The sequence below is a fragment of the Brevibacillus sp. NSP2.1 genome (assembly GCF_000470975.2).
GTDB classification, from domain to species: Bacteria; Bacillota; Bacilli; order Brevibacillales; family Brevibacillaceae; genus Brevibacillus; species Brevibacillus agri.
This window is the reverse complement of the sequence record NZ_CP048274.1, coordinates 781,659-804,321: the sequence shown is the minus strand read 5'-3', so window position 1 is coordinate 804,321 and position 22,663 is coordinate 781,659. Positions and strand designations below refer to the sequence as shown.

The window sequence follows — 22,663 nt, the reverse complement described above, 5'->3', positions numbered from 1 at the left end:
GCCTTGGCGTTGTTGATTAATGGAGAGAAATCAGCTTATGGTCGGTCAAACGGCAAGCCGTGCCTTTTTTCATGCGCGATCCGCCGCCATTGCGTTTGTCGGCGGAGACTGCTGGCTGTCTCTTCGCATTCGCAGCAGGCTCGCTGTTTCTACGGGATGGCTGAGCGGAAAATGGTGCGCCCGGTCGATGCGCTGGACCGCAAACCCGGCACGCTGCAAAGCTTCCTCCTGCTCGCGCGACATGTGATAGGCCATATCGCGGTTGCCCCAAACGACCTGCACGGGAAAGCGGACAGCTCGCTCCCACTCCATCCCGCGAAAATCGTGCATGAAATACCGAAGCAGCTCTGCATGCGTCCTGCTGATGCGCGGAGATTGCAGGAGGCTTGCCGTCTTTTCCAGATAGCCGGGGGGGAATCTCCGCCGCCGAGCGAAATGCACCTTGTTCCAGCATCGCGCCCTCCAGCCGTTTTTACGTCAGTTGCTTTTGCAAAAAGCGTTGAAGCAGCGCCTCGCTTTTTCCGATCCGGGTGAGCAACGGGTGCTGTTGCCTGGGAGCGCCCCTTCCGCCGGAACCGCACTCCTATACTTTTCTTTCGCCTGCTCGACTTCCGCTTGCGTAAGCGGCGCCCCCACCGCGAAGCCCTCGATCACTTTGCCCAGTGTAGCGGAATCAAAATCCTCACGCGCGTACATCTCGATCGTGTACCCGTTCTGCTCCCAGATCACAATTCCGTTCGCGAAGTACACCTTCGTGCCTGCGAGCACCTCTGTTTTGACTTCTTCGGTCGTCCCGATGCCGTTTTCCCCGCCCTGGGAGATCAGGAAGTTCACGCTCTTCTCCCCAGCCGCGTATTGGGCTTCCGCCATGCTTTCCCCACGGCTCTCGCCCTTCTCGCTTTGGCGGACGCCCGTGGTCAGTTGGACGATCTCCAACGGCTTCCCTTCCCCTCCCTTCTCTTGACTTTAGACATGCCAATCGAACAAATTGCGCAATTTGTTGTGGTTCCTGTGAGTCTCACGCTAGTTAATACGGGAAAAAGCGGATTGTATTAACAAGCCGTTTCCAAAAACGCATTTTGGGGAACGCCAAACAGGCTGACACCGCCCACAACGGTATCAGCCTGTTTCTGTGATGACACTATTCAAATATTCCGCTCCATTATTTACGTATCCAACTGCACGTGATCCCACTCGTCCTCCATGTAACGAATGAGCCAGTTCAGCGCGCGGTGCCTCTCCAGCACCACTCCTGCATCCAGGCCGCCTGCTACCGTCCGGTTGTTGATGCGCGCATCCACGCACGCCCAATCGTAGCGGTAGATCAAATCTGCCTGATCCAAAATCTCTGCCTTGCTGCGCACGACCGCGTTGTCGTAGAAAGTTTGATAATCGCCGGCGCTGCGCAGCACGTCGATAGCGAAGCTGACATCGCAAATCTCGCCTGGAAACTCCAGCTCCTTTTTGTAGCCGAGCGCCCACAACAGCACCCAGTAGCATTCGTACATCCACGCCATCTGGATCATGTCGGTCTGGCTCGGGTTCGGGTCATCGAGCAGTTGCCGTTCTTTTTCTGTAAAGAACGAAGCGGCCCCATACTGGTCGATGATGCCTTCGATGAACTCGCGCTCTTCCGCGATCTGCCCATTCTCCGCGATTCCGGCCGCGTAGACGGCAATCAGGCACAGCGCAATCGCCCGCTGCACGATTTCCTCCTTGCTTCGGATGACGGCATTCTCGTCCCCCACGATCGCAGGCAGGTGCGCAATGTACGGGATTCCTCGCTCCTGCAAAAGCCGGATGCTCCGCGCTTTTCGCTCTTCGCCAGACTGGGACGGCTGCACGTGCCGATCGAGGAAATCCGAGCTGACCGTCACGAGAAAATCGTCCACCTCGGAGTCGCCCTCTGTATTCAAAATCAGCCTGCCCTGCTTGTCCAGCATGTCGCCTGTCGGGAGAAAAACAAGGCCTGACACTTCTTCAGCCACGGCCAGGATCAAGGTGAGCGTTTCCTCGTCCATTTCCTTGCTGGCGACGATGCCTACCGCCACGTTCAGCGCGGTAATCTGGATGAGCAGCTTTTCCTTGACCTTTTCATGCGGGGTGTCGATTCTGGCAAAGAAGCCGTACATCCCTTGCTTCATCTGGAGAAAACGCTCCGGATCTGCGTCCTCGCGCATGAAGTTGAACGTCAGTGTGCTTTTGCTAAACCATTTTTTGTCGGTAACCGTCACACTTTGCCCATCCCCGGAAAATTGCACCTCTCTATCGCGAAACGCCGCTACAATAGCTTCCACGATTTTTTGAGGATCGGCTATGGAAACGTACAGCGTACACTGGTTCATCATTGCTCCCCGCTTTCGTGCGTATATTTTTTCTTGCCGCAATTTTTTTGCCACCAATAGTCAATTATGGTATTCTACCCCTGTTCCTGCAAGTTTACATCTACCTATTTTTGCGATCAACCATTTTTCCGCTGGAAGGTGACCTGATGAAAAACATCCTATTGGAACAATTTTCTCCCCTTTGCGAGATTCAAGCCTTTGTCGAAGAAGACGAATCCGGCGTCTACTTTTATTTGTGGGATTTTCCCGGACAGGAATACGCCAACATCCGCTCCTGCTGGGTGCGAAACTACGGGCCAGCCCCCGAGTCGCTAGATTTTTCCGCGATGGAAGACGGCCATGCGCCCATGCTGCCGCGCGACTGCTGTGCGCATCCGTCTGGGGCGGAAAAGCTCGACCCGGACAAACTGTCGATCATCTGGTTCGCGGAGGGGGATGCCGCCGCACTGCTCTACGAGGACGAGGTGCTTGCCGTCATTCCCGGCTGGGCGGGGCAAGGCCCTGACGGCGCAAGCTACCCGGCGTATGCGCGCGACTGCATTGCGGAATCTCCCCTCTGTTTTCCGCTGGGAACGCCAGACACGAACGCTTTGTTTGCGCGCATCGAGTCTGCCCGGCAATTTTGGGCAAGCTGGGATGAGCATCCTTGGCCGGAGCTGCAACACCAATACTTGGATGCGATCACATCCGCCCTCGGCCCGGTCAAAAATTATTACGGCATCGACGGCGGGCACTGGCCCCCGAAAGCGTTGGTGACGATCGAAAAGGGCGACGTCACGTACGCGGTCACATTGGGCGTATCCATTGTGCCGCAGCCAAAAGTCGAGCAGTACACCGAATCACCGGAGCGGCTGCGCCGCTTTGAGCTGGCTTTTGCCTGCGAAACGAAATGGCTGGCTGAAAATGAACAGCAGCTTCTCTCCTACATCAGCGGGCAAACGTCGCTTCCCTGGTCGTACCTGACCTTCCTCGCCCAAGGGCACACGATTCCGTGCCAGGAGATCAGCCAGATCGACAGCCGCTTCACCGCGATGCTGCTCGCCCAGCCGGAACACGCTCCGGCCATTCCTTTTGCCGACGTGTACGGCGATCCTGTCAACTTGCTCTGGATGATTCCGCTCACCCAGCAGGAGCGGCAATTTGCTGAGGCGAATGGAACAGAGGCGTTGATCCGCCTGGCAGCGGGAACGACAGACGAGTGGATTTTCAACCGAAATGAAAAATGGATTAATTCAAGCGAAAACTAAAAAGCAACCCTGTCTGCCAAAGAAACAGACAGGGTTGTTTCCTGTTAGCGCGTCAGGCTGATCGTTCTCTCCGGCCTCCAGTACAGCAAGGCGGCCTTGAAATGATGCACATACGCCGGCTTGCCGTCTACCCATGACAAATGATTGCGCAATATCGCCTCGGCTTTCGCGCGGTCATAGTCCGTCTCCATAATCGCGCTGAGGTTTTGGCTGACGAATTGCTCCTCCGTCTCATACACATACGTTTTTTGCAGCGGGACAATTTTGCAGTTCACATCAATGCCCAGTTCGTAGAGCAGGTTGGTCAGATGGATGTAGTCTCTGCGCGAAAATCTGATTTTGTACCCCAGCTTCTCGTAAATCTCCCAGTAGTGCGGTTTTTCCGGGCCGCTGGTCATCCCGATGACGGCCCAGCGCTTCGCCGCATTGTTCATGTACGCCATCGCCTGATCGATCGCCTGCATCCGATAGTAGCAGTTGACGCCAAACACGACATCATGCCTGGCTGGCGGCTCGTACTCTTCCCACTTGGCATGGACGAAGCTCATGTTGGACAAGCCTTTCGCCCGCGCTTCCCGCTCCAGATAGCCCAGCACGCTGGCCGAGCTGTCTACGCAGGTGAGCGCTCCCGCTTTGCTCGCGGCCGCAAACGTGTAGTTTCCCCAGCCCGGCCCGATCTCCAGCACCTCGTCGCCTTCCTCGATGAACGACAGCAGCTCCCGGCCAAGCTCCTGCACGTAGCCGTCGGTTGCCACCTCCGCTCTTTTTCGCTGCAAAAACTGATCCCAAAAGCTTTCCTCAAGCTGGTCGTCGATCATGCGCTCCGGCAAGCGGCCTTCCCAGTTTTTCATCCCTTCCAACCACGCGCTTTTCGCATTCATCATCAGCTTTACTCCGTAGTACATCGTCTCCCCCCTCCGCTTACCGTTTCTCCGGCAGCATGGCCGTCAGCTTCAGCCCGCAGCTCCCTTGCCCAATCTCGACTTTTACCCCGTACACCTGCTCCATATGCGCAGGCGTAAACACTTCCTCCGGCCTGCCGGAAGCAAAAATTTCTCCTTGTTGCAGCAAAAACACCCGATCGGAGTACCGCGCGGCCAGTTCGAGATCGTGCAAAATCAGCACGACGAGCACCTGCTGCTGACGGGCAAGCTGGCGAACCAGCTCCAGCACCTCCAACTGGTGACGAATGTAGAGGGCGGATGTCGGCTCGTCCAGCAGCAACACTTCCGGCCGCTGGGCCAGCGCGCGAGCAATCAGCACCTTTTGCCGTTCGCCCCCGCTCAGCTCGTCTGTATATCGCTGCGCCATTCCCGCGATTTGCAGTTGCTCCATGATCTCGCCTGCAATGTGCAGGTCGGACGCCGTCACGTTCCACTGGATGTACGGCTTTCTGCCCAACAGCACGGTTTCCAGCACCGTAAGCGGATAGCCAAAAGCAGCCTGCTGCGGCACATAGCCGAGCTTTTTCGCCAACTCGTTGGCCGAGTACGAGCGGACATCTTTGCCGTCTATCCATATCCGCCCTCGTTCTGCCGGGATGATCGAGGCCAGGCTTTTGAGCAAGGTCGTTTTCCCGGCACCGTTTGGCCCGATGATGCTTGCGACCTCGCCTTTTGCCAGGCTCATCTGGATTTGTTTCAAAATCGTCTTTGCTCCGTACCGGACCGCCAAGTCCTTCACCTGCATGAACACACGATCGCCCCCCTACGCCCAGTAGTCCTTGCGCTTTTTCAGCAGCAAATAAACAAAAAACGGAGCGCCGAACAGCGCTGTGACAATTCCCACCGGAATCTCGATCGGAGACAGGAGCAGGCGCGCCGCCGTATCTGACAAGAGCAGCAGCAGTGCGCCCAACAGGCAGGAGCACGGCAGCAAAAAGCGGTAGTCCGTCCCGATGATAATTCTGCTGATATGCGGCGCCACCAGCCCGATGAACCCGATAATCCCCGTAAAAGCAATCGTGACGGAAGCCATCAGGGTGACGACCAGCAGGCACACCCAGCGCACCTGTTTGACGTTGACGCCCAAGGTACGGGCAACATCTTCTCCCGCGCCAAGCGTATTCAAATCCCAGGCGTATTTGAGCAAAATGACGAGCGCGATCATGACCAGCGGCAGCAAAATATGCAGCACCTGCCACTTCGCTCCCCAAAATCCGCCCATCAGCCAGACGACCAAGTCTTTCAGCGCTTCGTTGTTGGAAAAATACTTCAGACCGGATACCCCCGCCGAAAACAAATGCCCTATCGCCACCCCTGCCAAAAGCAGCACCGTCGTCGAGCTGTTTTTCAGCTTGGCGATGCCGTAGACCGCGCACACAGCGAGACAGCCGAACACAAACGCGTTCAGTGCGATCATCCACTGCCCGGTCGAGACGAGATTGATGCCAAACACACTCGTCCCGGCCACGATGGCCAATGCGGCTCCAAAAGCGGCTCCGCTCGATACGCCGAGCGTAAACGGGTCTGCCAGCGGATTGCGCAAAATCGCCTGCATGATCGCTCCGGCACACGCCAGCGAAATCCCCGTGATGATCGCCATGACCATGCGCGGCAGCCGGATTTCGAACACGATGTAGGCCGTCATTTCATCGGCAGGCTGCCCGGCCAAAATCGCCAGCAGCTCAGGCAGCGGCACTTTTACCGCTCCCTGACTGATCGCATACAGGGTGGATAGCGCCAGCAGGAGCAAGAGGGTTGCGAGCATCCCCAGCTTGCTTTTGACGCTGCCTTGATAGATCGCATGGATCGGCCGTTCTACAAGCTTGTCCACTGGCTGCATACGGCTACTGAACATCCTTGAACGAATAGTGCCAAATGCCTTGGTACGGCACGCCTAACCATTTTTCAAAATACTCCTTCGCATACTGCTCCGGCTCGATATCCTGGAATTTATCCGGGTACAAATATTTGGCCAACTGGAGATTGCCGATATACCGGCAAATGATCGTCGTTTTCCACCTTCCGGCAAGAATGGACACCGACAACTCAATCGGACACTGAAACTGCTTGCCGTTTATTTGATACATCACCTGCTGGTTCCCCATCGTTTCACTTCCCTTTTGGTAAGTATTCAACGAAAAAGTTCGTACTTACTTTTTTATAGTGTATTCGGTAAGATCACTTTTGTAAAACACGATTTCGAGGAGGAGCCCATGCTATGCCGTGGAAGGAAACGGGCCTGCCGTGCTATTGATTCACGGCACAGGAGGCAGTTACGAAGGCACGTGGGGCAATCTTAGAAACACTCTGGCACCTGACTTTACCGTCATCACCCCCAATTACAGCGGCTCGGGCAAAACGCAAGATTCCCGCGAACGGCTGGAGCTGGACGATTTGATCGAGCAAAATGTGCAAGCTGTTACGCAGGAAGGCTTTACACGCTTTCATGTCGTAGGCTATTCGCTCGGTGCCGTCATCGCGACTGCCATCGCCGCCAAATACCCCGAGCGGGTCCAATCCGTGACGCCAATCGCGGGCTGGGTAGAAAGCGATCTGGCCATCGCCTACCAGTTCGATCTGTGGCAAAAGCTGTTCCGTCAAGATCGGGAGCTGTTCGCCCAATTCGCCATCCATACCGGCTTTAGCTCGACCTTTTACAGCTCCTTTCAAACCGTGGAACAGTTGCACGAGTTTACAGCCAATCTGGCTGCGACACTTGCCGAAGGGACTGGCAAACAGGCTGAACTTGACACTCGCATCAACCTGCGGCCCTTGCTTGGCAAAGTTACCGCCCCGGCGCAAGTCATCGGCTTGACTTACGACCGCATGGTGCCTGTCGAACAAACCAGAGAACTGGCCGCGCTCCTGCCTGACGCGCGCTACCACGAAATCGCTTCGGGGCATCTGGTGCTGTGGGAGCAGGAGGCAGAGCTGATCGACACCATCGTGTCTTTTGTCCGCGCAATCCGCGCGCTTCCCCCAAAATAACCGGGCTCGCAGATTGATGATGAACACATCATTCAAAAAGCCACCTTTTCCGGGTGGCTTCCATAGCTTTTTTGCTGGATCGCTTCGAGCAGCTAAGGTTGGCGTTTTTCGTCTTCACGATCATGGCGAAAAAGGCACCGCAGCCGCTTACGCAGCCCCTACTTTTTCAACACCCCGCCGTGATAGAGCAATTCATAGACAATCTCATCCTGGCGGTAAATAAATTCTTTCCCCTGAAAAAAGGTCGCATCGCCCTCATTCGTATCGACATAGCGCAAATCGTCCTGCACATGCTCGAATGCTCCCAAAAAACGGCCCTCCGCGTACATGTTCGACAAGCTGGCCTTAATCATCAGTCCCGCGGCATGCGCGTCGATTCGCTCCGGCTTGGTGATGTAGCCAAAATAATTCATCGCCCACACCGGGCTTTTTCGGAAATACACAACCTCTTGCCCGATAAAATCGCTCTCTCCCAAATAACTGTCGTGATAGGCCCACTCCCCGCTTACGTATTGAATGTCCTTGGACCCGAGCCGATACGGCAAAAGCCGCTTGGCTCCCCCTACATAAGTGTGCTGCTTGGCTTGCACGATGAACGTTTCCAGGTCGGCAACGGAAAAAAGGTCACGCATTCCCAACACCTCTTTTTCGGTTCGTTTCCTACATACAGTTCAAGAAAAGCGGGCGATTTCCTGTAAAAATTTTCTTGCAATTTCCCCAAAAAGCAAGCCACCTCATCGGGTGGCTCGCTGTCCTTCCTGCTTCTCGCAGTTTTTCATCGTTGGATTGCCCGTCCCGGCGCGAAGGAAAAGCCAGCCCTTCGTCCTTCTGCTAGCGCAGCAATCCCACTTTAATCCCTTTGTTCAGGATGTTTTGATAATCAATAAACGCGTACAGATCGCCTTCGATGTGCGGGCTGATCTGCTGCAATTCTTCCAGCGTCAGCTCTTCGATCGCCTTCCGGTTGTCCTCGCAGTAAATCCCGATCGCTCCCACGATGGCGACAATCGCAGTCCAGCTTTTCACAGTAGCGCAGCAGCGTTTCTTTGACCTTCATCTCAAAAAACTGCAAATGGTAGAAGCTTTTCGCTTTCTCGCTAATTTTTTCAAACTGCTCCAATTCCACCAGTTGCACGCCAATCTGCGTGTCCTTGTAGTAAAAGGTACGGATTTTTTCCGCGAGAATGCGCAGCGCCTGGCGAATTTCCATGTCCGTGCTCGCGATCCGGTAGGTCGGCACCCCCGCTTCGGTCAGCGCCAGATAGACCGCCTCAAAGCAGGCCAGGGCCCCTTTCGTTTTCTCGCTTTTATACAGCTCCAGGTGAAAATCAATCAGCTCCTGCGTGCTGGAATGCACGTCAAAAGTTTTCACATACATCTCCTGCGGCTGGATATCTATCTGTTGCAGAGCCTGTTCCAGATGGGAGGTCGTAATCTCGTCGATGCTCACCTTGTTTAAAAACTCATGCTGGTAATACCCCACGAATGTCATCGTCAGTTCATATTCTTTTCCGAGCTGAATGATTCGTTCGACGGATGAATGAGGACCGATAACCCCAACTTTATACATGTTTTCCTCCTAGTCAAGAAGACTCCATACTTCCCATTCTATCTGTTCCAGGAGGGAAAGGACAGACGCTACAGCTTAAATACGCGCACGGATGATTGCAGCTCCTCGGCCATGTTGGAGAGCGCTGCCGCCGAAGAAGTAATATCCTCCATCGACGCCAACTGTTCTTCGGCCGCAGCCGTAATATTTTGCGTGCCTGCGGCCACCGTCTGCGCTACGCCGGAAATCAACTGGATCGCATGAACGACGCGCTCGGCACCTGTAGCGAGGTGGCCGGAAGCGGCCGAGACTTCCTGAATCTGCGCTGCCACCTCCAGTACAGACTGCTGAATTTGCTCAAACGTTTGCCCTGCGCGCTGCACGACATGCATGCCTTCCTGCACTTCCTTCGTGCCTGCTTCCATCGTCGAGACAGCCTTCGCCGTCTCCTGCTGAATCGCCTGGATCAACAGGGCGATCTGCTCGGCAGAGGCTTGCGACTGCTCCGCCAGTTTCCGCACTTCTGCGGCGACCACCGCGAAGCCACGCCCGCTTTCTCCGGCTCTGGACGCCTCAATCGCCGCGTTCAACGCCAGCAGGTTCGTCCGATCCGCAATATCCGTAATCACTTCGATAATTTGCCCGATCTCTGTGGAGCGCTCTCCCAATCCTTTTACGACGTGGGCCAGCTCGTTCATCGTCGAATGAATCGCGTTCATCTGGCTCGAGGTCGTTTGCACAGACTGGTTTCCGGCCTGCGCCAGCTCGGAGGCTTGCAGCGAGATGTCCGCCACGGAGTTGGCCTTGGCGGCAATCTGCTCGGAGTCGCCAGACATTTCTTCCACGGTGCGGAAGCTCTCTTCTACGCCCTGCACCTGTTTCTCCGAGCCGCTCGCCACCTCCTGAATCGCCACGGCAATATGCTCGGCCGCCTTGGCCGACTGTTCGGCACTGGCTGTCAGTTGCTCCGAAGAGGCGGCGACTTGCTGGGCGGTCATGTTCACCTGGAAAACAATCTCGCGCAGCTTCGCCAGCATGTTGTTGAAATCGCGGGTCAGCTCTGCAATCTCGTCCGTTTCTTTTGCCGGGAGGGCTTCCAGCCGCAAATTGCCTTCCGCTACCGCATTCACCTGATGGGCGAGCTTTTGCAGCCGCTTGCGAATCCCGTTTGTGATTACCGCCGCGAACACAAAGGTCAGCAAAAGGGAAACGCTCATCATCACGAGCGTGACGGTTCTCCCCTCGGCGTAAATCGCGGCAGCTTCCTCGCTCTCCCGATTGGCTCCGTCATGATTGATTTTGACCAGGGCATTGAGATCGTTGTCCATCTCTGTGAACAAGACCGTCGTTTCCTTGATCGCCGCCTGGATGCTTGCCGTGTCGTTCAGGCGGGAAGCCGCAAGCAGCGGCTCATAAATTTGCTCGTATTTTTCCCAGTTGCTCTTGAAGGCATTGAAAATCTTCCTGTCCTCCACATCGTCCTCTTCCAGCGTGCTTTCGTAGGACGCGATCTCGGCTTTCACCTCTTGCATGGCTTGCTCCAGTTCCTTTTCCAGCGGTTCCTTGTCCTCTCTGCTTTGATAAAAAATATGCTTGAGCAGGACAGCGCGGGCATGCTCCGTCAAGTAGTTCAAATGATTGATATCTTCGACGGCCGGTAGCCAGCTCGTATTGATCTCCACTGCCTTTTCGTTCAGATTTTTCATTTGATAAATGCCCAGCCCGCCGACTGACGCCATCAGCAACAACGTCACCAAAAACGCTGCGTACAGCTTTTTTCCGACTGTGAGTTTCATTTGATTTTTCTCCTACTTTCAACATTTTCTGTTTGTACTATGTACCCTTTGGAAAATGCGTTGAAACGAGCAGATTGTATCAAATCATGATTTTGAATCATTGGCACAGAAAAAGGAGCCCGCTTGGCTGTTTGCCGACGGGCTCCTGTACTGCTCGGTTATTTCGAACGTTTGACTGTGACCGTGTACGTGGTGCTGGCGTTGCCATTTTCGACCGTCACCGTAATCGCGGCCTGGTCAGGCGCATCCGGGCTGATTTCCAGCAAGCCGTTCGCGCTGATTGTCGCATATTCGTCTTGATCGAGCGAATATGTCGTACCCGTACTGGACTTGGTGAGATCAATCGCGCTCCGGTCTGAATAGCTTCCTTTGACCTTCAGTTGCAATTTTTCCCCTGGATAGACGACATCACGCTTCGGGGACACCGCGATGCTGTCGAGCGTATAGACGGTTACCGTCATCTTCGCTGTGCTGCTCCCGTTTTGAATCGTGATGGTCGCTTTGCTGCCCGGCTTTGCCTCTGGCAAGACGCGGACCAAGCCATCCTCGCTTACCTCGATCCATTCCGGCTTGCTCGATGTATAGGTGGTTCCATCTTCTGCCGCAGTCAAATCCAGCTTGCGGCTGCTAGTCAAATAGCCTGTCACCTGGATTTGATACGTTGCCTCCGGTTCGAGCTTCAGCGCGCGTTTTTCTATCGCCAGAATTGTTGCTCGGCCAATGCCTCGACCAGCTCTGCGGAAAGGCGGACGGTCGGCTCTGCGGAAATAGCTGCTGCACGCAGCGAACGGAGCTGATTGCCGTCGCTCTCTCCATCCGTCTCTGCTTCCGCGACTTGGATCAGCATATGCCGTTCGAGATCGAATAAGTCCGACTTGCTTCCAAGTTCCTGGCTCCACTCATCCAGGAGGGCGGCGACCTGTCCCAGTTGTTCGCTGTTGCCCGCTACTTCTCCATGCCGGTCTACCCGAACGACGCTTTTTTGCTTGAGCAGCCGATCCATAGCCTGGCCGAACGGTTTGCCAGCGAGCAACTGAGTCGTTCCGGCTGATTTTCTCTGCGGGTCATTTCCAATCACTCTTTTTCCAGATCAGGATAGGTTTACTATCCCTCAGCGCAGATGGCTCTATGCCGAGATTAGAAAACTTGGCTGCGCCAATGGCTTTGCACAGCCTTAGTTGCACTTATACTCGACAAGAAAGGCCAGCCCGAAAACATCGGCTGACCATCCGCTGCAAAAAGCAAGCCGCCTGCTTCCAGGTGGCTTCTCTTCTCTTGTATTTCGTTTTTACGGCCCTCGCTACAGCTCGCTCTCTCTGAGCTTGACCACTGCCTGCGCGCGATTGCGCACTTGCAGCTTGGCGTATATTTGGTGGACATACACCTTGACCGTCCCGATCGTCAGGTGCAGCCTGCTCGCAATCTCTGCGTTGGACAGCCCTTCGCCGATCAGCGCCAGCACTTCGGCCTCCCGCTCTGTCAGCTTGTCCAGCTCGGGCGATACCCGAATTTGGATGTCGAGGGCGGGAAATTCTTTTTCCATCATCTTGAGCAGCCGCGCTATATAGGCCAGCTCTTGCTTGGAGCACGCCTTGCTTTTGTAGAGCGCATAGAGCATCCGGGCGACTTCCGGCCCTTCGTCCAGGAAAATGCGCACGTAGCCTTCCGGCGCAGCCAGCACGACGGCCATGCGGATGCACTCGGCTGCCTCGTGGTGCTTTTTCTGGTTGCGATAAGCCTGGCTGAGCAAAATCAACGTCTCGATCCGACTCCCCAGCCGATCCTTCAGCTCTGTCTCATGCTTCAGACGGGTGAGCAGCTCACAAGCCTCGCTCTCCTTTTTCAAATACAGGTACACACGCGCCAGCGTCAGCCGTTCAAACTCATGCCGGGAATGCGCAAGGTCCTTCCGCATTTTTTCAAATTCCGCGAGCCATCGCTCCACTTCGTCCCGCCGATTTTCCTCCATCCATAGCCGGACACGAAACGCATCCAAAAAAGCGATCCAGTGCGGCGGCGCTTTCCGCTGGCGGCACAGCTCGGTAATTTCCTCGATCGGCAGCCACAGCTCTGACTCGCGGCGCTCCGCCTTTCTCCAACGCGTCAACACCAGATAGGCCGGGACCAGCACGCCGAAATTCATCGTGTTCATCCCGAGTTGAAGCGCGCGTTGCACAAAGTAGGTCAACTGTTCGAACTCGTTCTGCTCGTAGTACAGCTCTGCCATCACGATCGAGCCATACGCCAGAATCCCCAGCCCGCTGTGCTTCCAGATCATCCTGAGCTTGGGGTAAAACTCGTTCACCTTGGACAAATAGCCGCTCAACGCCACCCGGCTGCGCAGCACGAAAGCCTCATCCCAGTTCAGCTCGACCCCGACGATAAAGTAGCGGCTGAACTTCGGTTTCATTTTGACCGACTCTTCCAGGTAAGTAAGCGACAGCTCGATATTGCGCAAAATCAACTGCATGTAGCCGCGCAGCACGCATATTTCCACCCGGCAATCGTCGAGGCTCTCGGGATTGGCGTGCATGTTGTCTTCCGCCAGGTGCACTAGCCCCTCCGCCTGCTCCAGTTCGTCCGACAGCGCATGCATCCAGGCAAAAGCGATGCATAGCTCGGGATGCTCTTTGAGCCAGGCCGTGTCAAAATGCTTCATCCATCTGCGCAAGGTAACGTTTTCATGCTGCTTCAGCATCCACGGAGCATGCTCGACGATCATCCGAGTCGCACAGGCCCTGTCGTTTCCCATAAGCGCGTGCTCGATGGCTTCCATCGGCCAGCCGTGGCTTTCAAACCATTGGCTGGCCGCAACATGCAAGGCAGGCAGTTGCTCGCTGTATTTTTTCCGCAAATGGGCATTCAGCAAATCCGCAAACAAATGATGATAGCGATACCACTCATTGACCCCATCGAGCGGCACGACAAAAGAGTTGGTGCGCGCAAGCATCTGCAAAATAACGTGCGCCTCCGGTTCCTTGGCTACCGCTGCGCACAATTCCCCTGACAGCCGCGGCAATATCGACGTTTTCAGCAAAAAATGCTGGACTGGTTCCGGCAGCCGCTTCAATACTTCTTCCGTCAAATAATCTACCACGTATTTGTCGTTTCCGGAAAAGCTGTGCAGCTCGACAGCAGAAGCGGCCTTCCCCTGCATGGACAAAGCGGCCAACTGCAAGCCGGCAATCCAGCCCTCCGTCCGCTTGCTGAGCAGTTGAATCACTTCGTACGACAAGTTCAGCCCCATCAGCTCATTAAACAGGCGGTGGCATTCCTTTTCATTGAAGCGAAGCTGCTCAGACCCCAGTTGCCCAAGCTGCTTGCGGACACGCAAACGATGCAAGGACAGCGGCGGCTCTTCACGCGTGATGAGGATGACGTGCAAAAAAGGTGACGCATGCTGGAGCAAAGTTTGCATGCCTTCGTGAATCGAAGGCTCCTTAATCAAATGGTAATCATCCAAGACAAGATAATAATCGGTATGAATCGCGGCGATTTCTTCCAGCAGGACAGATAGCAAATGATCGGCTGACGCCGTGTACGACAGATCAAGCGACGCAGAAGGCTCCCGGCCCGCTTCCTTCTGCCCTGCGCTTATTGCTTTTGCCAGGTAACGCCAAAAACGGGCGGGATCGCTGTCCGATTCATCCAAGGAAAGCCACCCGGCGGGCTTGCCAGCACTCGAAATCCACTGGCTCACGGCTGTTGTTTTGCCAAACCCTGCCGGAGCGCATATGAGAATCACCCGGGCCATCCCGACCTCATCAATTTCTTCCACCAACTGGTGCCGATGCAGCAAGTCCGAACCGTATGTAGGTATATGAAGCTTCGTTGCAATAAGTGGACTGTACGTCGCTTGATCCATGTGCATCTCCCTGCCTAAAAGAAAATGACCTCGCAAAAGAGCAGACATTTGTCCCGCTCGAAAAATAGGGACATTGTAATTATGTGGAATCCTTCCGAACAATGCAAGTAACCTGACCTTTTTGAAAATGACGCCACGCAGACACAAAAAAGCCCTCCAACCAGAGGGCTCTTGAACGACCAGCTATTTCCTTGATTAAATCGTTGCTCCCGAAAACCAAAAATACCCTCCTGTCGCTACTGCCACGATCAATAAGATAGCGAAAAACCATTTTGTCATCCGCAAGTTTACGTATGACCCTTCCCACCACAATGTGATATAGGCGACGGTCCCCAGAACTAACACAGCGATAAAAGCAGTCATGCCACTATTCATAATCAATCACCCGGTATATTGGTTTTTCTTCAATCCAGCACTTGCTCACTTACTAAAGCGGACTCCCCAATCGTGCGTCCCCTAACTTTTGGTAGGTTTTTGCCACCAGAGGAGAGGTTGCAAACAAGAAAAATTTGACAGGAAGATTTATACAGTGATTAAATGTTATTTGTTTACATTTTTGTTGGAGGTGTACAATTTTGGAGCATCAATCATTGCCGCAGGCTGATTCCTCACTGGTTTCCCCTCCCCCGCAACCGGACAGCTCTTTTCCGGCAGGGCCAAAACCGATGGGGGACATCACGCAAACTTACGGGGCCTCGATTTTTTTCCGGCGCTGGGGGGCGCATGTCATCGACTACATCCTTTTAATTAGCTTTCTGTTCGGAACGTTTGCCTTATTGGGTCGATCCAGCAAAGATTCCTCCGCTCTCGTCTTCCTTCTCGTCCTCACTCTCGGCATCTTAGGCTACTACGTTCTGCTGGAAGGTCTGACCGGATATACGATCGGAAAATTCGCCCTTCGCATTAAAGCCGTCAACGAGCGCGGGCGGCCGCCAGGAGTCGGGAAGTCAATACTCCGCTCTTTGATCCGGATCGTAGAGACCAACCCGCTGCTGCTGGGCGGATTGCCTGCAGGGATCAGTGTGTTGGCCACAAAGAAGAAGCAGCGGCTGGGCGATTTGGCGGCCAATACATTCGTCGTGAAAGTAAAAGATTTGGATGGCGAGAGCAAAAAGTCCGTCACCTTGTATGCAGTCGTTTTCGCAACGCTGGCACTATTTTCTCTTCTAATCGGCATTTTCGGAATAGCCTCCATCGCCAAAAGCTCGCCTGAAAAGAAAACCTTTTTCAGCCCGGACCAAACGCTGCAAATCTATGCGTACTCAGACTGGAAAGCCAACAGCAGCCTGCACCCGGAGGCAGTCATCGCCCTTTCCAACAAGAGCGCGGACAAGCATCTGATCGTGATCGCCGATCCAAAAAACGAGCTGGAGAGTCCGTTCACTTTGCAGCAATACACAGAATGGGTAGAGACAAACCTTCTCGGCGACTTGTCCGAGCCGTCCGTCGGCAAGCCCGTTCGTCTCACCGTCGACGGTCACCTCTCCGCGCAATTTACAGCGCAAGGAACCTTCGAGGGACAAAAAGTTGCCTATCTTGTTACCGTTGTGGAAACATCCACGCATTTTTACCAGATCATGTGCGTGACGCAGGCAAGAAAGTTCGCCGATCTTGAAGCTGAGTTGAAAGAGATTAGCTCCAGTTTTCATGTTGCGGGGAAGACTGGGTCGTAATGGAAAGTTTCTGGTAATAGTGGTCTTGCCGTGATTTGGTGAAGGCAGAGGAGCATCTGAGCCAATCGGGTAGGAGGGAATGACTAACTCCCGTCCTTTCACACCACCGTATGTACCGGCTGGTCGCGGTTGGCACTCAGAGTCCCAACAAGAAGGGGAAGCGTCCAAAAAGGCCAATACCGCTAACGTGTTATAATCAAAAAATTGCTATATCAACGTTTCTGACAGACAAAAGGGGCGTCTCGAAATCGAAAAATCGACTTTTGAGACAGCCCCATTGATTGGTAACTAATCGAAATACTCCTTTTAGGATGTGTCTGAAAACTCATTATTGAGTTAGTTTAAAGATGGACGCGACATATACAAACGCTAGGAATGATTTGGCCAGCTTGTCGTAACGAGTAGCGATTCGTCGAAAATGTTTGATTTTATTGAAGAAGCACTCCACCAAGTGCCGTTCTTTATAGCGGTACCAATCCACTTTCCAAGGATTTTTATTATTCGCTTTAGGCGGGATGGTGTACGCTGCCTGCTTAGCCGTAATCCAATGCCGAATGCCTTCTGAGCCGTAGGCTTTGTCACCAACAATATGGCTTCCCGTAAGATCAAACCCTTGAAGCAAATTGATCGCTGGAACGGAATCATAGACGTGCCCCCCGTGAGAAGAAAAGCGAGGGGATTCCCTAATCCATCGACGACGGTATGAAGTTTGGTTGTCTTTCCGCCACGGCTGACGCCTATGTGCTGATTTACTTCGTGTCCTTCTGCGTTTTTTTAGCACCCGCACTGTGTTGATGAGCTTTGACCGATGTAGAATCGATGCTCAAGTTTTCAAAGTCAGGTTCTACGTGAAGAGCTTGGAAGATGGCGACAAGTAATCCGGTATCTCTCCACTTGCAGAAGCGACTGTAGACCGTTTTCCATGAACCATAACGTTCTTCCGGCAAATCTCGCCAAGCCGCACCACTTCGGGCAATCCAAAGAATGGCATTAAACATGGTACGATTACTTAATTTGGACGGACGTCCTGTTCGATAGGGGGGGAACATGTCCTGAATTTGTTCCCACTGTTCATCGTTTATTTCGTACCGTCTTTGAATCATGCTCGTTGCTCCATTCGTTTTTCCTAAATCATACCACATTTTCTTTAGTTTTCAGACACGTCCTAATTTCTTGTGTCCTTGGTTGCGTCACTTAATTCCATTTTTTCTTTCTCGAATTCTTCAAGTAATTCTTGTGCGGACTTACCTGATGCAAACTTCCCATTCCCCGAAAGCTCATTTTCCATCCGTTCAATGAGCTGTTTTCTTTTCTCAATCGCTTCCAAAACCTCGACCACTTTTGGATCATCGAGATTCACGTCTTCAACATTTTCGCCTTTATAAGAGTTTTCATGAATGAGTGTCATTTGTTTGAAGGCGCTAAGTTTCCTCTTTAATACCTCTTCCGGATCTTCAGGATGCAACTCTTTTTTCAGTTTACCGACTTCCCACGATAAATCTTTTACTTTTTGTTCCTGTTCGTCGGCATACTTCTTATTCAAGGCTTCTTCTTGTTTGTTGAATTCCCTCTCCATCTGGGCTAGACGTTCTTCTTTGGAAGGTTTATCGGCATACGCGTCAACTCCAATGATGCCTAACCCCAGAATGGCTGCAGCAGACAAAAATAACACATGCTTCTTGTTCAACTTGCGCATATAATCATCTCCATTCGACAACAATCTGTCGCTATTTTCTGATCTCTATCGTAATAACATACGCACCACCATAATCGAGCCAATCGCTTAACCGCAAATCTGTTCCCCAATAATAATCTTCGTCATTAATAGAATGTTGGGCCATATAGACGTCACCATCTTTAAACTTGTGTACGACTTGTGAGTGTACTGTCCTTCCGTTTTTATCAACATATTGAACAATATCCCCAGTATTTAAATCTTCATAAATATCATCAAAATTTTTTTGTGCGTCCTGAACTGAATATTTTTTGGCTTGATAAGCAAATTTCCCTCCGGAACCATTCACTACAGCCCAGTGCTCCCGAAATTGATGGGCTCCAGTCCAAGATGATGTACGCGATTTTTTATCATTCGTATTTTTCGGAACATGTGGACCGTAATAATACCAATCCTTCTGGTTCCTATTATACCCAACAGTACCATGGAAATCCAACCCTCCTCCTTCATGCAATACCTGAGAAACAAAGTTTGTGCAATCGCCGCCATCGCCGTTGCTCCCGTAATTTGCGTATTTTTTGTTTCCAGGTCGCTCAGCATACTTTTCAGCATATTTTTTTGCTCCGCTACGATCATAATCTTTATTGGTTGAGGAACTATTGGTAAACAAAGTTTCTGCAGCCATCGCTTGTCCAGTTACTAAGGTGGATGCTAAGCACACAAGTGTTAGTGACTTTTTAAGAACATTTCTCAAACGGGCTCATCTCCTTGGAATAAACTTTTCGAATCCTCAACATGAACACAAACGGTCGGAAAAATTCTTTATAATCCCTCTTGTTGAAAAAAATGGAATTACTCGGGAGGGATCATTCCGAAAGTAAACCGCTTTGAAATCATATCCTCACTGGAGAACATGTGCCCGATTACCTGGTTGGTGGAAATCGCACAGGTATCTCGTGCAGGATATTACAAGTGGCGAAACACCGAGGAAAAACGCAGAGAGCGACATCTACAAGAGATGAATCTGAAGGAGCACATCGTAGCCATCCATCTGAAATGTCCCTTTTACGGTTACCCACGGATGCAAATTGCTTTGAAAAAAGAGGGATTCATTGTCAATCACAAACGAGCATACCGTCTTATGAAAGAACTCAACATTCAATCAACCATCCGGAAGAAACGTCGTTATTACAGCAGAAAGGCATCCGTAGTCCAGCCGAATCGAGTGGAACGTCATTTCAAGGTGGAGCAACCTAATCGACTGTTTGCAACGGATATTACCTACATTGCTGTGGTGGACAAGTTCTATTTCTTGTCAGTCATACAGGATCTTTTTAATAACGAGATTGTTGCCTGGAAAGTTTCCAAAAGAAATGATCTACAACTGGTTATGGACACCGTAGAAGACCTTCACAAACAAAGAGACGTGCAAGGGGCCATTCTCCATTCGGATCAGGGCTTCCAATACACGTCTCAGCAGTACAACAAGCGACTCGAAGAATTAGGTATGTTAGGCAGCCACTCTCGCAAAGGAAACTGCCTAGACAACGCATGCATAGAGTCCTTCTTTTCCCATCTGAAAACGGAAACGTCGTACTTCTCTCAGTGTAAAACAGAGGAAGAGCTTCTTCAAGCCATTGATGAATACATATGGTTCTATAGCCATGAACGTTTCCAGAAAAGATTAAACCAGTGTGCCCCGGTTGAATACCGAGTCAAACTGGCTGCTTAGGCTTTTTAGTGTGTGTCTACTTGACAGGGGTAAGTGCAGCCTTTTGCCTTTTCCTTTTTCTAGCCCACATGTTTTTCAGCATGGATGAACTGAGCCAGCAGTGAGTTAAATTTGTCGGCATGCTCCCAAAACATCATGTGCCCGCCCAATACTTCCACCGCGGACTTCGGCGCATGCTGTTCAAGGAACCGTTTGGCCGTCTCTGCCCAATGCTCCGCCACCACCGTCAGCGTCGGCACAGACTCGCTCGCAAGCTTCGCCTCTGCCCGGTAATCGGAAAACATCCCGGACGCAAACAAGTTCGCCGCGATGTAGGGAGGCGTTTTCATGGACTGCTCGATAATCCAGAGCAGCTCTTCTGCCTGCAACTCTCTTTGTACCATAACCCCGGTCGCGTACGCTTCGATAAATTCCCGCTGCTTTTCGGAGTCCCGCAAATAATAGTTGTAGGCAGCGGCAATCTCGTCGAGCGGCCCTTCCACCCAGTCCTGCTCATGATTGGTCGACAGCGGCTTCGGCGACAGGTCGATAAAGACCAATGATTTCAAATCGCGCGTTCCGTGCTGTCTGACGTATTCCCACATCGTCAGGCAGCCAAAAGACCAGCCGACCAGCGTGACATCTTTCAGCTCCAGCGCCTCGATCACTTTTGCCAGGTCTGCGCCGTGTGTCGCGTAGTCATTTCCGTGCATCGTCACGGACGATCTGCCATGGCTTCGCGGGTCGAGCACGACGACTCTGTTCGTCTCTTGAAAATGCTCGACCTGCTTGTGGAACACTTCGGTAGTAAACGTCCAGCCCGGAATAAACACGATCGGCTTGCCCTGTCCTGTGTCCTGCACAAAAATTTCGACCCCTGGCTCCACCTTCACGTACTTGCCGCCTTGAACCATCGCCGCCGCCTCCTAATCAGGTCGAATTATCAGACTTTTACACCGTTATTCGCTGCTGTCCAGAAAAACCCTTCTTTTCCAGGCTCACGCGACCACATCGGATGTTTTCAGCAGACGAATCGCTGCTGCGCTGATTGCTACGATGTAAAACAAGACCATCCCCGCAAGAAAGAGCAAACCGTAGACTCGCAGCTTGCTCATTTTCCTCGGCAATGCGCCGGACAGAAGCCGCTTACAGCCTGAACTTCCCGACCGCCGCCTGCAATTCATCCGCGAGGCTGGACAACTGCTTGGCCGAGCTGGCGATCTCTTCCATCGACGCAAGCTGTTCTTCGGTGGCAGCCGATACGTGCTGCATTCCTGCCGACACTTTCTCCGACATATTCCGCACATCCTGTACGACGGCAACATCGAGCTGTACCCGATCACACAGCCTGTGCAACGAGCTTGTTTCTGCTTCGATTTGCCGCGAAACCATCTGCACGTATCGCTCGATCTCCACGAACATGTCTCCTGCCGACTGGACAAGCTCCATCCCGGCAGCCACTTCTTGTTTCCCCGCTTGCATGGACTCCCCGACATTGACGGTCATTTCCCGAACGTTTTGGATGATCGACACAATCCGCCTCGTCGATGAGGTCGATTGCTCTGCCAGCTTTCTGATCTCATCCGCCACAACCGCAAACCCGGCCCCGTGCTCCCCGGCTCGCGCTGCTTCGATCGCTGCGTTCAAGGCCAGCAAATTCGTTTGCGAAGCGATGTTGGAGATCACCTCGACAATTTGCTCAATTTCCTTGGAATGCTGGCCGAGCGTGGCAACCATTTCGGCCAGTTGCTGAATCGAAGCGTGAATCGCGTTCATTTGCTCCTTGCTCCCCTGTACCCCCTCGTTGCCGCGCACCGCTTTTTCCGCAGTCTCTGCAGATAGCGCAGCCGTCTCTTCGGCCTCCTTGGCAAAATCGCGAATCCGCGCGGAAAGCTGATGGATGGAACTGACACTTTCCTCAATCTGATGCAACTGCTGGTCTGAGCTGACCGCTACTTCCTGGACGATCTCGGTTATACTCTCCGTTGCCTGGCTCGTTTGCTCCGCGCTCGTCATGAGCTGCTCCGAGTAGGCAGCCAGGCGCTCGGCGCTTTCCTGCAGTTGCTGCACCAACTGCCGCAGGTTGTTTTTCATGGCATTGAAGCCGCGCACGAGCTGGCCGATTTCATCCTTGGACTGTGTGTGGACGTCTTCTGTGGCAATATGGCCCGAAGCGATGACCTCAATCGCCTTGGTCAGCGATTCCAGCGGCCTGGAGATCGAACGGGCGATTTTGATTCCGATCCAGCCAGCGGCCACAACCGCCCCGACACTGATCGCAATCATCGTCAAAAGCGTCGAGGCGACATGCTGTTGATTGTCTGCCAGCTCCAGCTCGACCTTTTGTTCGAGCTGAGCCGTAATTTCCTCTGCCATGTCGAGCATGATGTTCCCAAACGGAATCACGCTGTGGACCGCTTCTGATTTGGCTTTTTCCCTGTCTGTCGCGCTCAGCGCGATGACGTGCTCCACCTTCTGCCCGAACATCGTATTCCATTCCCGCAAATAGTCAATTTTGGACTTGCCTTCTTCGCTATCCATCAAGGCAGCCGACTGCTCCAACAGCTCGCTGATTTTTTCGCTATCCTGCTGCAACAAAGACAGGTAGTCCTGATCGAACGTCAGCAAGTAATGATCGATATGCTGGTTGCGCTGGACCACGTAGTACTTCATATTTTTCACATGGCCTTCAAGAACGACCGTGTGATTCAAAACATCCAGGTAAGACTGGTTGACCTTGCTTAACGCCCAATAAGCGATGCCGCTCGTCACCCCGAGCAAAATGGCCATGAACAAAAAACTGCCGACTAATCGTTTTCCAATTGAACTTTGCACGCTGCTTCACCTTGTCGTGGAAAGGATAGTGAATA

22 protein-coding genes and 1 pseudogene are annotated in these 22,663 nt (G+C 52.9%); 5 read left to right on the top strand and 18 right to left on the bottom strand.

The annotated features are described in order from the left end of the window. Positions 1-69: 69 nt before the first annotated feature. From M655_RS03915 to M655_RS03905, 3 genes are all read right to left on the bottom strand, one after another. Positions 70-441, bottom strand: coding sequence for a hypothetical protein (locus tag M655_RS03915; protein ID WP_026558056.1), 372 nt, complete (start codon positions 439-441; stop codon positions 70-72). A gap of 36 nt (positions 442-477) precedes the next feature. Continuing rightward, positions 478-936 (bottom strand): hypothetical protein, encoded by a 459-nt coding sequence (locus M655_RS03910; protein WP_026558057.1) that lies wholly within the window; start codon positions 934-936, stop codon positions 478-480. Positions 937-1,166: 230 nt separating this feature from the next. Next, on the bottom strand, positions 1,167-2,345 hold the full coding sequence (locus M655_RS03905; protein ID WP_025847284.1) for a DUF4272 domain-containing protein: 1,179 nt from the start codon (positions 2,343-2,345) through the stop codon (positions 1,167-1,169). Between the two features lie 146 nt (positions 2,346-2,491). Between M655_RS03905 and M655_RS03900 the strand changes: the two genes are divergently transcribed. After that, positions 2,492-3,592 (top strand): suppressor of fused domain protein, encoded by a 1,101-nt coding sequence (locus M655_RS03900; protein ID WP_026558058.1) that lies wholly within the window; start codon positions 2,492-2,494, stop codon positions 3,590-3,592. Positions 3,593-3,636: 44 nt separating this feature from the next. Here the strand turns inward: M655_RS03900 and M655_RS03895 are convergent, their stop codons facing one another. From M655_RS03895 to M655_RS03880, 4 genes are read right to left on the bottom strand one after another with little or no spacing between them, the layout of a single operon-like run. Further along, positions 3,637-4,497 carry a class I SAM-dependent methyltransferase gene (locus M655_RS03895; RefSeq protein WP_026558059.1) on the bottom strand — a complete coding sequence of 287 codons (861 nt, stop codon included), beginning with the start codon at positions 4,495-4,497 and terminating at the stop codon, positions 3,637-3,639. A 16-nt stretch (positions 4,498-4,513) separates the two neighbouring features. Further along, positions 4,514-5,281, bottom strand: coding sequence for an ABC transporter ATP-binding protein (locus M655_RS03890; protein WP_286086026.1), 768 nt, complete (start codon positions 5,279-5,281; stop codon positions 4,514-4,516). Positions 5,282-5,299: 18 nt separating this feature from the next. After that, positions 5,300-6,376, bottom strand: a complete 1,077-nt coding sequence (locus M655_RS03885; RefSeq protein WP_025847276.1) for a FecCD family ABC transporter permease — start codon at positions 6,374-6,376, stop codon at positions 5,300-5,302. Between the two features lie 4 nt (positions 6,377-6,380). After that, positions 6,381-6,641, bottom strand: coding sequence for a hypothetical protein (locus M655_RS03880; RefSeq protein ID WP_026558061.1), 261 nt, complete (start codon positions 6,639-6,641; stop codon positions 6,381-6,383). A gap of 118 nt (positions 6,642-6,759) precedes the next feature. Between M655_RS03880 and M655_RS03875 the strand changes: the two genes are divergently transcribed. Then, positions 6,760-7,524 (top strand): alpha/beta fold hydrolase, encoded by a 765-nt coding sequence (locus tag M655_RS03875; RefSeq protein ID WP_051353948.1) that lies wholly within the window; start codon positions 6,760-6,762, stop codon positions 7,522-7,524. A 158-nt stretch (positions 7,525-7,682) separates the two neighbouring features. On the opposite strand, the gene M655_RS03870 is transcribed toward M655_RS03875, so the two are convergent. Next, entirely contained in the window at positions 7,683-8,156 is a 474-nt protein-coding gene (locus tag M655_RS03870; RefSeq protein WP_035423166.1) for a DUF5680 domain-containing protein, read from the bottom strand. 199 nt (positions 8,157-8,355) lie between these two features. Then, positions 8,356-8,520 carry a hypothetical protein gene (locus tag M655_RS27955; RefSeq protein ID WP_353505636.1) on the bottom strand — a complete coding sequence of 55 codons (165 nt, stop codon included), beginning with the start codon at positions 8,518-8,520 and terminating at the stop codon, positions 8,356-8,358. A gap of 1 nt (position 8,521) precedes the next feature. On the opposite strand from M655_RS27955, the gene M655_RS27950 reads away from it, so the two are divergent. Further along, the gene (locus M655_RS27950) at positions 8,522-8,983 is read left to right on the top strand and encodes a hypothetical protein (RefSeq protein WP_353505616.1); all 462 of its coding nucleotides are present in this window, start codon (positions 8,522-8,524) and stop codon (positions 8,981-8,983) included. A gap of 179 nt (positions 8,984-9,162) precedes the next feature. Here M655_RS27950 and M655_RS03860 read toward each other — a convergent pair whose 3' ends face one another. From M655_RS03860 to M655_RS03845, 4 genes are all read right to left on the bottom strand, one after another. After that, positions 9,163-10,869, bottom strand: a complete 1,707-nt coding sequence (locus M655_RS03860; RefSeq protein ID WP_026558064.1) for a HAMP domain-containing methyl-accepting chemotaxis protein — start codon at positions 10,867-10,869, stop codon at positions 9,163-9,165. Between the two features lie 158 nt (positions 10,870-11,027). Next, a complete protein-coding gene (locus M655_RS03855) occupies positions 11,028-11,504 on the bottom strand; it encodes an Ig-like domain-containing protein (RefSeq protein ID WP_035423170.1) in 477 nt (158 codons plus the stop codon). Between the two features lie 59 nt (positions 11,505-11,563). Further along, entirely contained in the window at positions 11,564-11,947 is a 384-nt protein-coding gene (locus M655_RS03850) for a hypothetical protein (RefSeq protein WP_025847256.1), read from the bottom strand. 222 nt (positions 11,948-12,169) lie between these two features. After that, a complete protein-coding gene (locus tag M655_RS03845) occupies positions 12,170-14,734 on the bottom strand; it encodes a winged helix-turn-helix domain-containing protein (protein WP_026558065.1) in 2,565 nt (854 codons plus the stop codon). A gap of 575 nt (positions 14,735-15,309) precedes the next feature. Here M655_RS03845 and M655_RS03840 point away from each other — a divergent pair. Next, positions 15,310-16,407: an RDD family protein gene (locus M655_RS03840; RefSeq protein WP_051353949.1), complete on the top strand. Its 1,098-nt coding sequence runs from the start codon at positions 15,310-15,312 to the stop codon at positions 16,405-16,407. 328 nt (positions 16,408-16,735) lie between these two features. Here M655_RS03840 and M655_RS03835 read toward each other — a convergent pair. The 3 genes and pseudogenes from M655_RS03835 to M655_RS03825 all read right to left on the bottom strand — a co-directional run bounded on the left by M655_RS03835 (position 16,736) and on the right by M655_RS03825 (position 18,836). Next, a pseudogene (locus M655_RS03835) lies at positions 16,736-17,510 on the bottom strand (IS5 family transposase). A gap of 62 nt (positions 17,511-17,572) precedes the next feature. Beyond that, a complete protein-coding gene (locus M655_RS03830) occupies positions 17,573-18,103 on the bottom strand; it encodes a hypothetical protein (RefSeq protein ID WP_051353950.1) in 531 nt (176 codons plus the stop codon). 31 nt (positions 18,104-18,134) lie between these two features. Beyond that, entirely contained in the window at positions 18,135-18,836 is a 702-nt protein-coding gene (locus tag M655_RS03825; protein ID WP_026558066.1) for an amidase domain-containing protein, read from the bottom strand. Positions 18,837-18,995: 159 nt separating this feature from the next. Between M655_RS03825 and M655_RS03820 the strand changes: the two genes are divergently transcribed. Further along, positions 18,996-19,814, top strand: coding sequence for an IS3 family transposase (locus tag M655_RS03820; protein WP_051353951.1), 819 nt, complete (start codon positions 18,996-18,998; stop codon positions 19,812-19,814). Between the two features lie 59 nt (positions 19,815-19,873). Here M655_RS03820 and M655_RS03815 read toward each other — a convergent pair whose 3' ends face one another. Both M655_RS03815 and M655_RS03810 read right to left on the bottom strand, forming a co-directional pair. Further along, complete coding sequence (locus M655_RS03815) at positions 19,874-20,707, bottom strand: alpha/beta fold hydrolase (RefSeq protein WP_026558068.1); 834 nt, start codon at positions 20,705-20,707, stop codon at positions 19,874-19,876. Positions 20,708-20,939: 232 nt separating this feature from the next. Further along, positions 20,940-22,628 (bottom strand): methyl-accepting chemotaxis protein, encoded by a 1,689-nt coding sequence (locus M655_RS03810; RefSeq protein WP_152344128.1) that lies wholly within the window; start codon positions 22,626-22,628, stop codon positions 20,940-20,942. Between the last annotated feature and the right edge of the window lie 35 nt (positions 22,629-22,663).

Excerpts from the sequence above, each read along its gene's own strand:
- M655_RS03830 (WP_051353950.1), bottom strand. The coding sequence starts at position 18,103 with ATGCGCAAGTTGAACAAGAAGCATGTGTTATTTTTGTCTGCTGCAGCC.
- M655_RS03870 (WP_035423166.1), bottom strand. The coding sequence starts at position 8,156 with ATGCGTGACCTTTTTTCCGTTGCCGACCTGGAAACGTTCATCGTGCAA.
- M655_RS27950 (WP_353505616.1), top strand. The coding sequence starts at position 8,522 with ATGGCGACAATCGCAGTCCAGCTTTTCACAGTAGCGCAGCAGCGTTTC.
- M655_RS03890 (WP_286086026.1), bottom strand. The coding sequence starts at position 5,281 with ATGCAGGTGAAGGACTTGGCGGTCCGGTACGGAGCAAAGACGATTTTG.
- M655_RS03880 (WP_026558061.1), bottom strand. The coding sequence starts at position 6,641 with ATGGGGAACCAGCAGGTGATGTATCAAATAAACGGCAAGCAGTTTCAG.
- M655_RS03845 (WP_026558065.1), bottom strand. The coding sequence starts at position 14,734 with ATGGATCAAGCGACGTACAGTCCACTTATTGCAACGAAGCTTCATATA.
- M655_RS03815 (WP_026558068.1), bottom strand. The coding sequence starts at position 20,707 with ATGGTTCAAGGCGGCAAGTACGTGAAGGTGGAGCCAGGGGTCGAAATT.
- M655_RS03820 (WP_051353951.1), top strand. The coding sequence starts at position 18,996 with ATGTGCCCGATTACCTGGTTGGTGGAAATCGCACAGGTATCTCGTGCA.
- M655_RS03895 (WP_026558059.1), bottom strand. The coding sequence starts at position 4,497 with ATGTACTACGGAGTAAAGCTGATGATGAATGCGAAAAGCGCGTGGTTG.
- M655_RS03860 (WP_026558064.1), bottom strand. The coding sequence starts at position 10,869 with ATGAAACTCACAGTCGGAAAAAAGCTGTACGCAGCGTTTTTGGTGACG.
- M655_RS03900 (WP_026558058.1), top strand. The coding sequence starts at position 2,492 with ATGAAAAACATCCTATTGGAACAATTTTCTCCCCTTTGCGAGATTCAA.
- M655_RS03905 (WP_025847284.1), bottom strand. The coding sequence starts at position 2,345 with ATGAACCAGTGTACGCTGTACGTTTCCATAGCCGATCCTCAAAAAATC.
- M655_RS03885 (WP_025847276.1), bottom strand. The coding sequence starts at position 6,376 with ATGCAGCCAGTGGACAAGCTTGTAGAACGGCCGATCCATGCGATCTAT.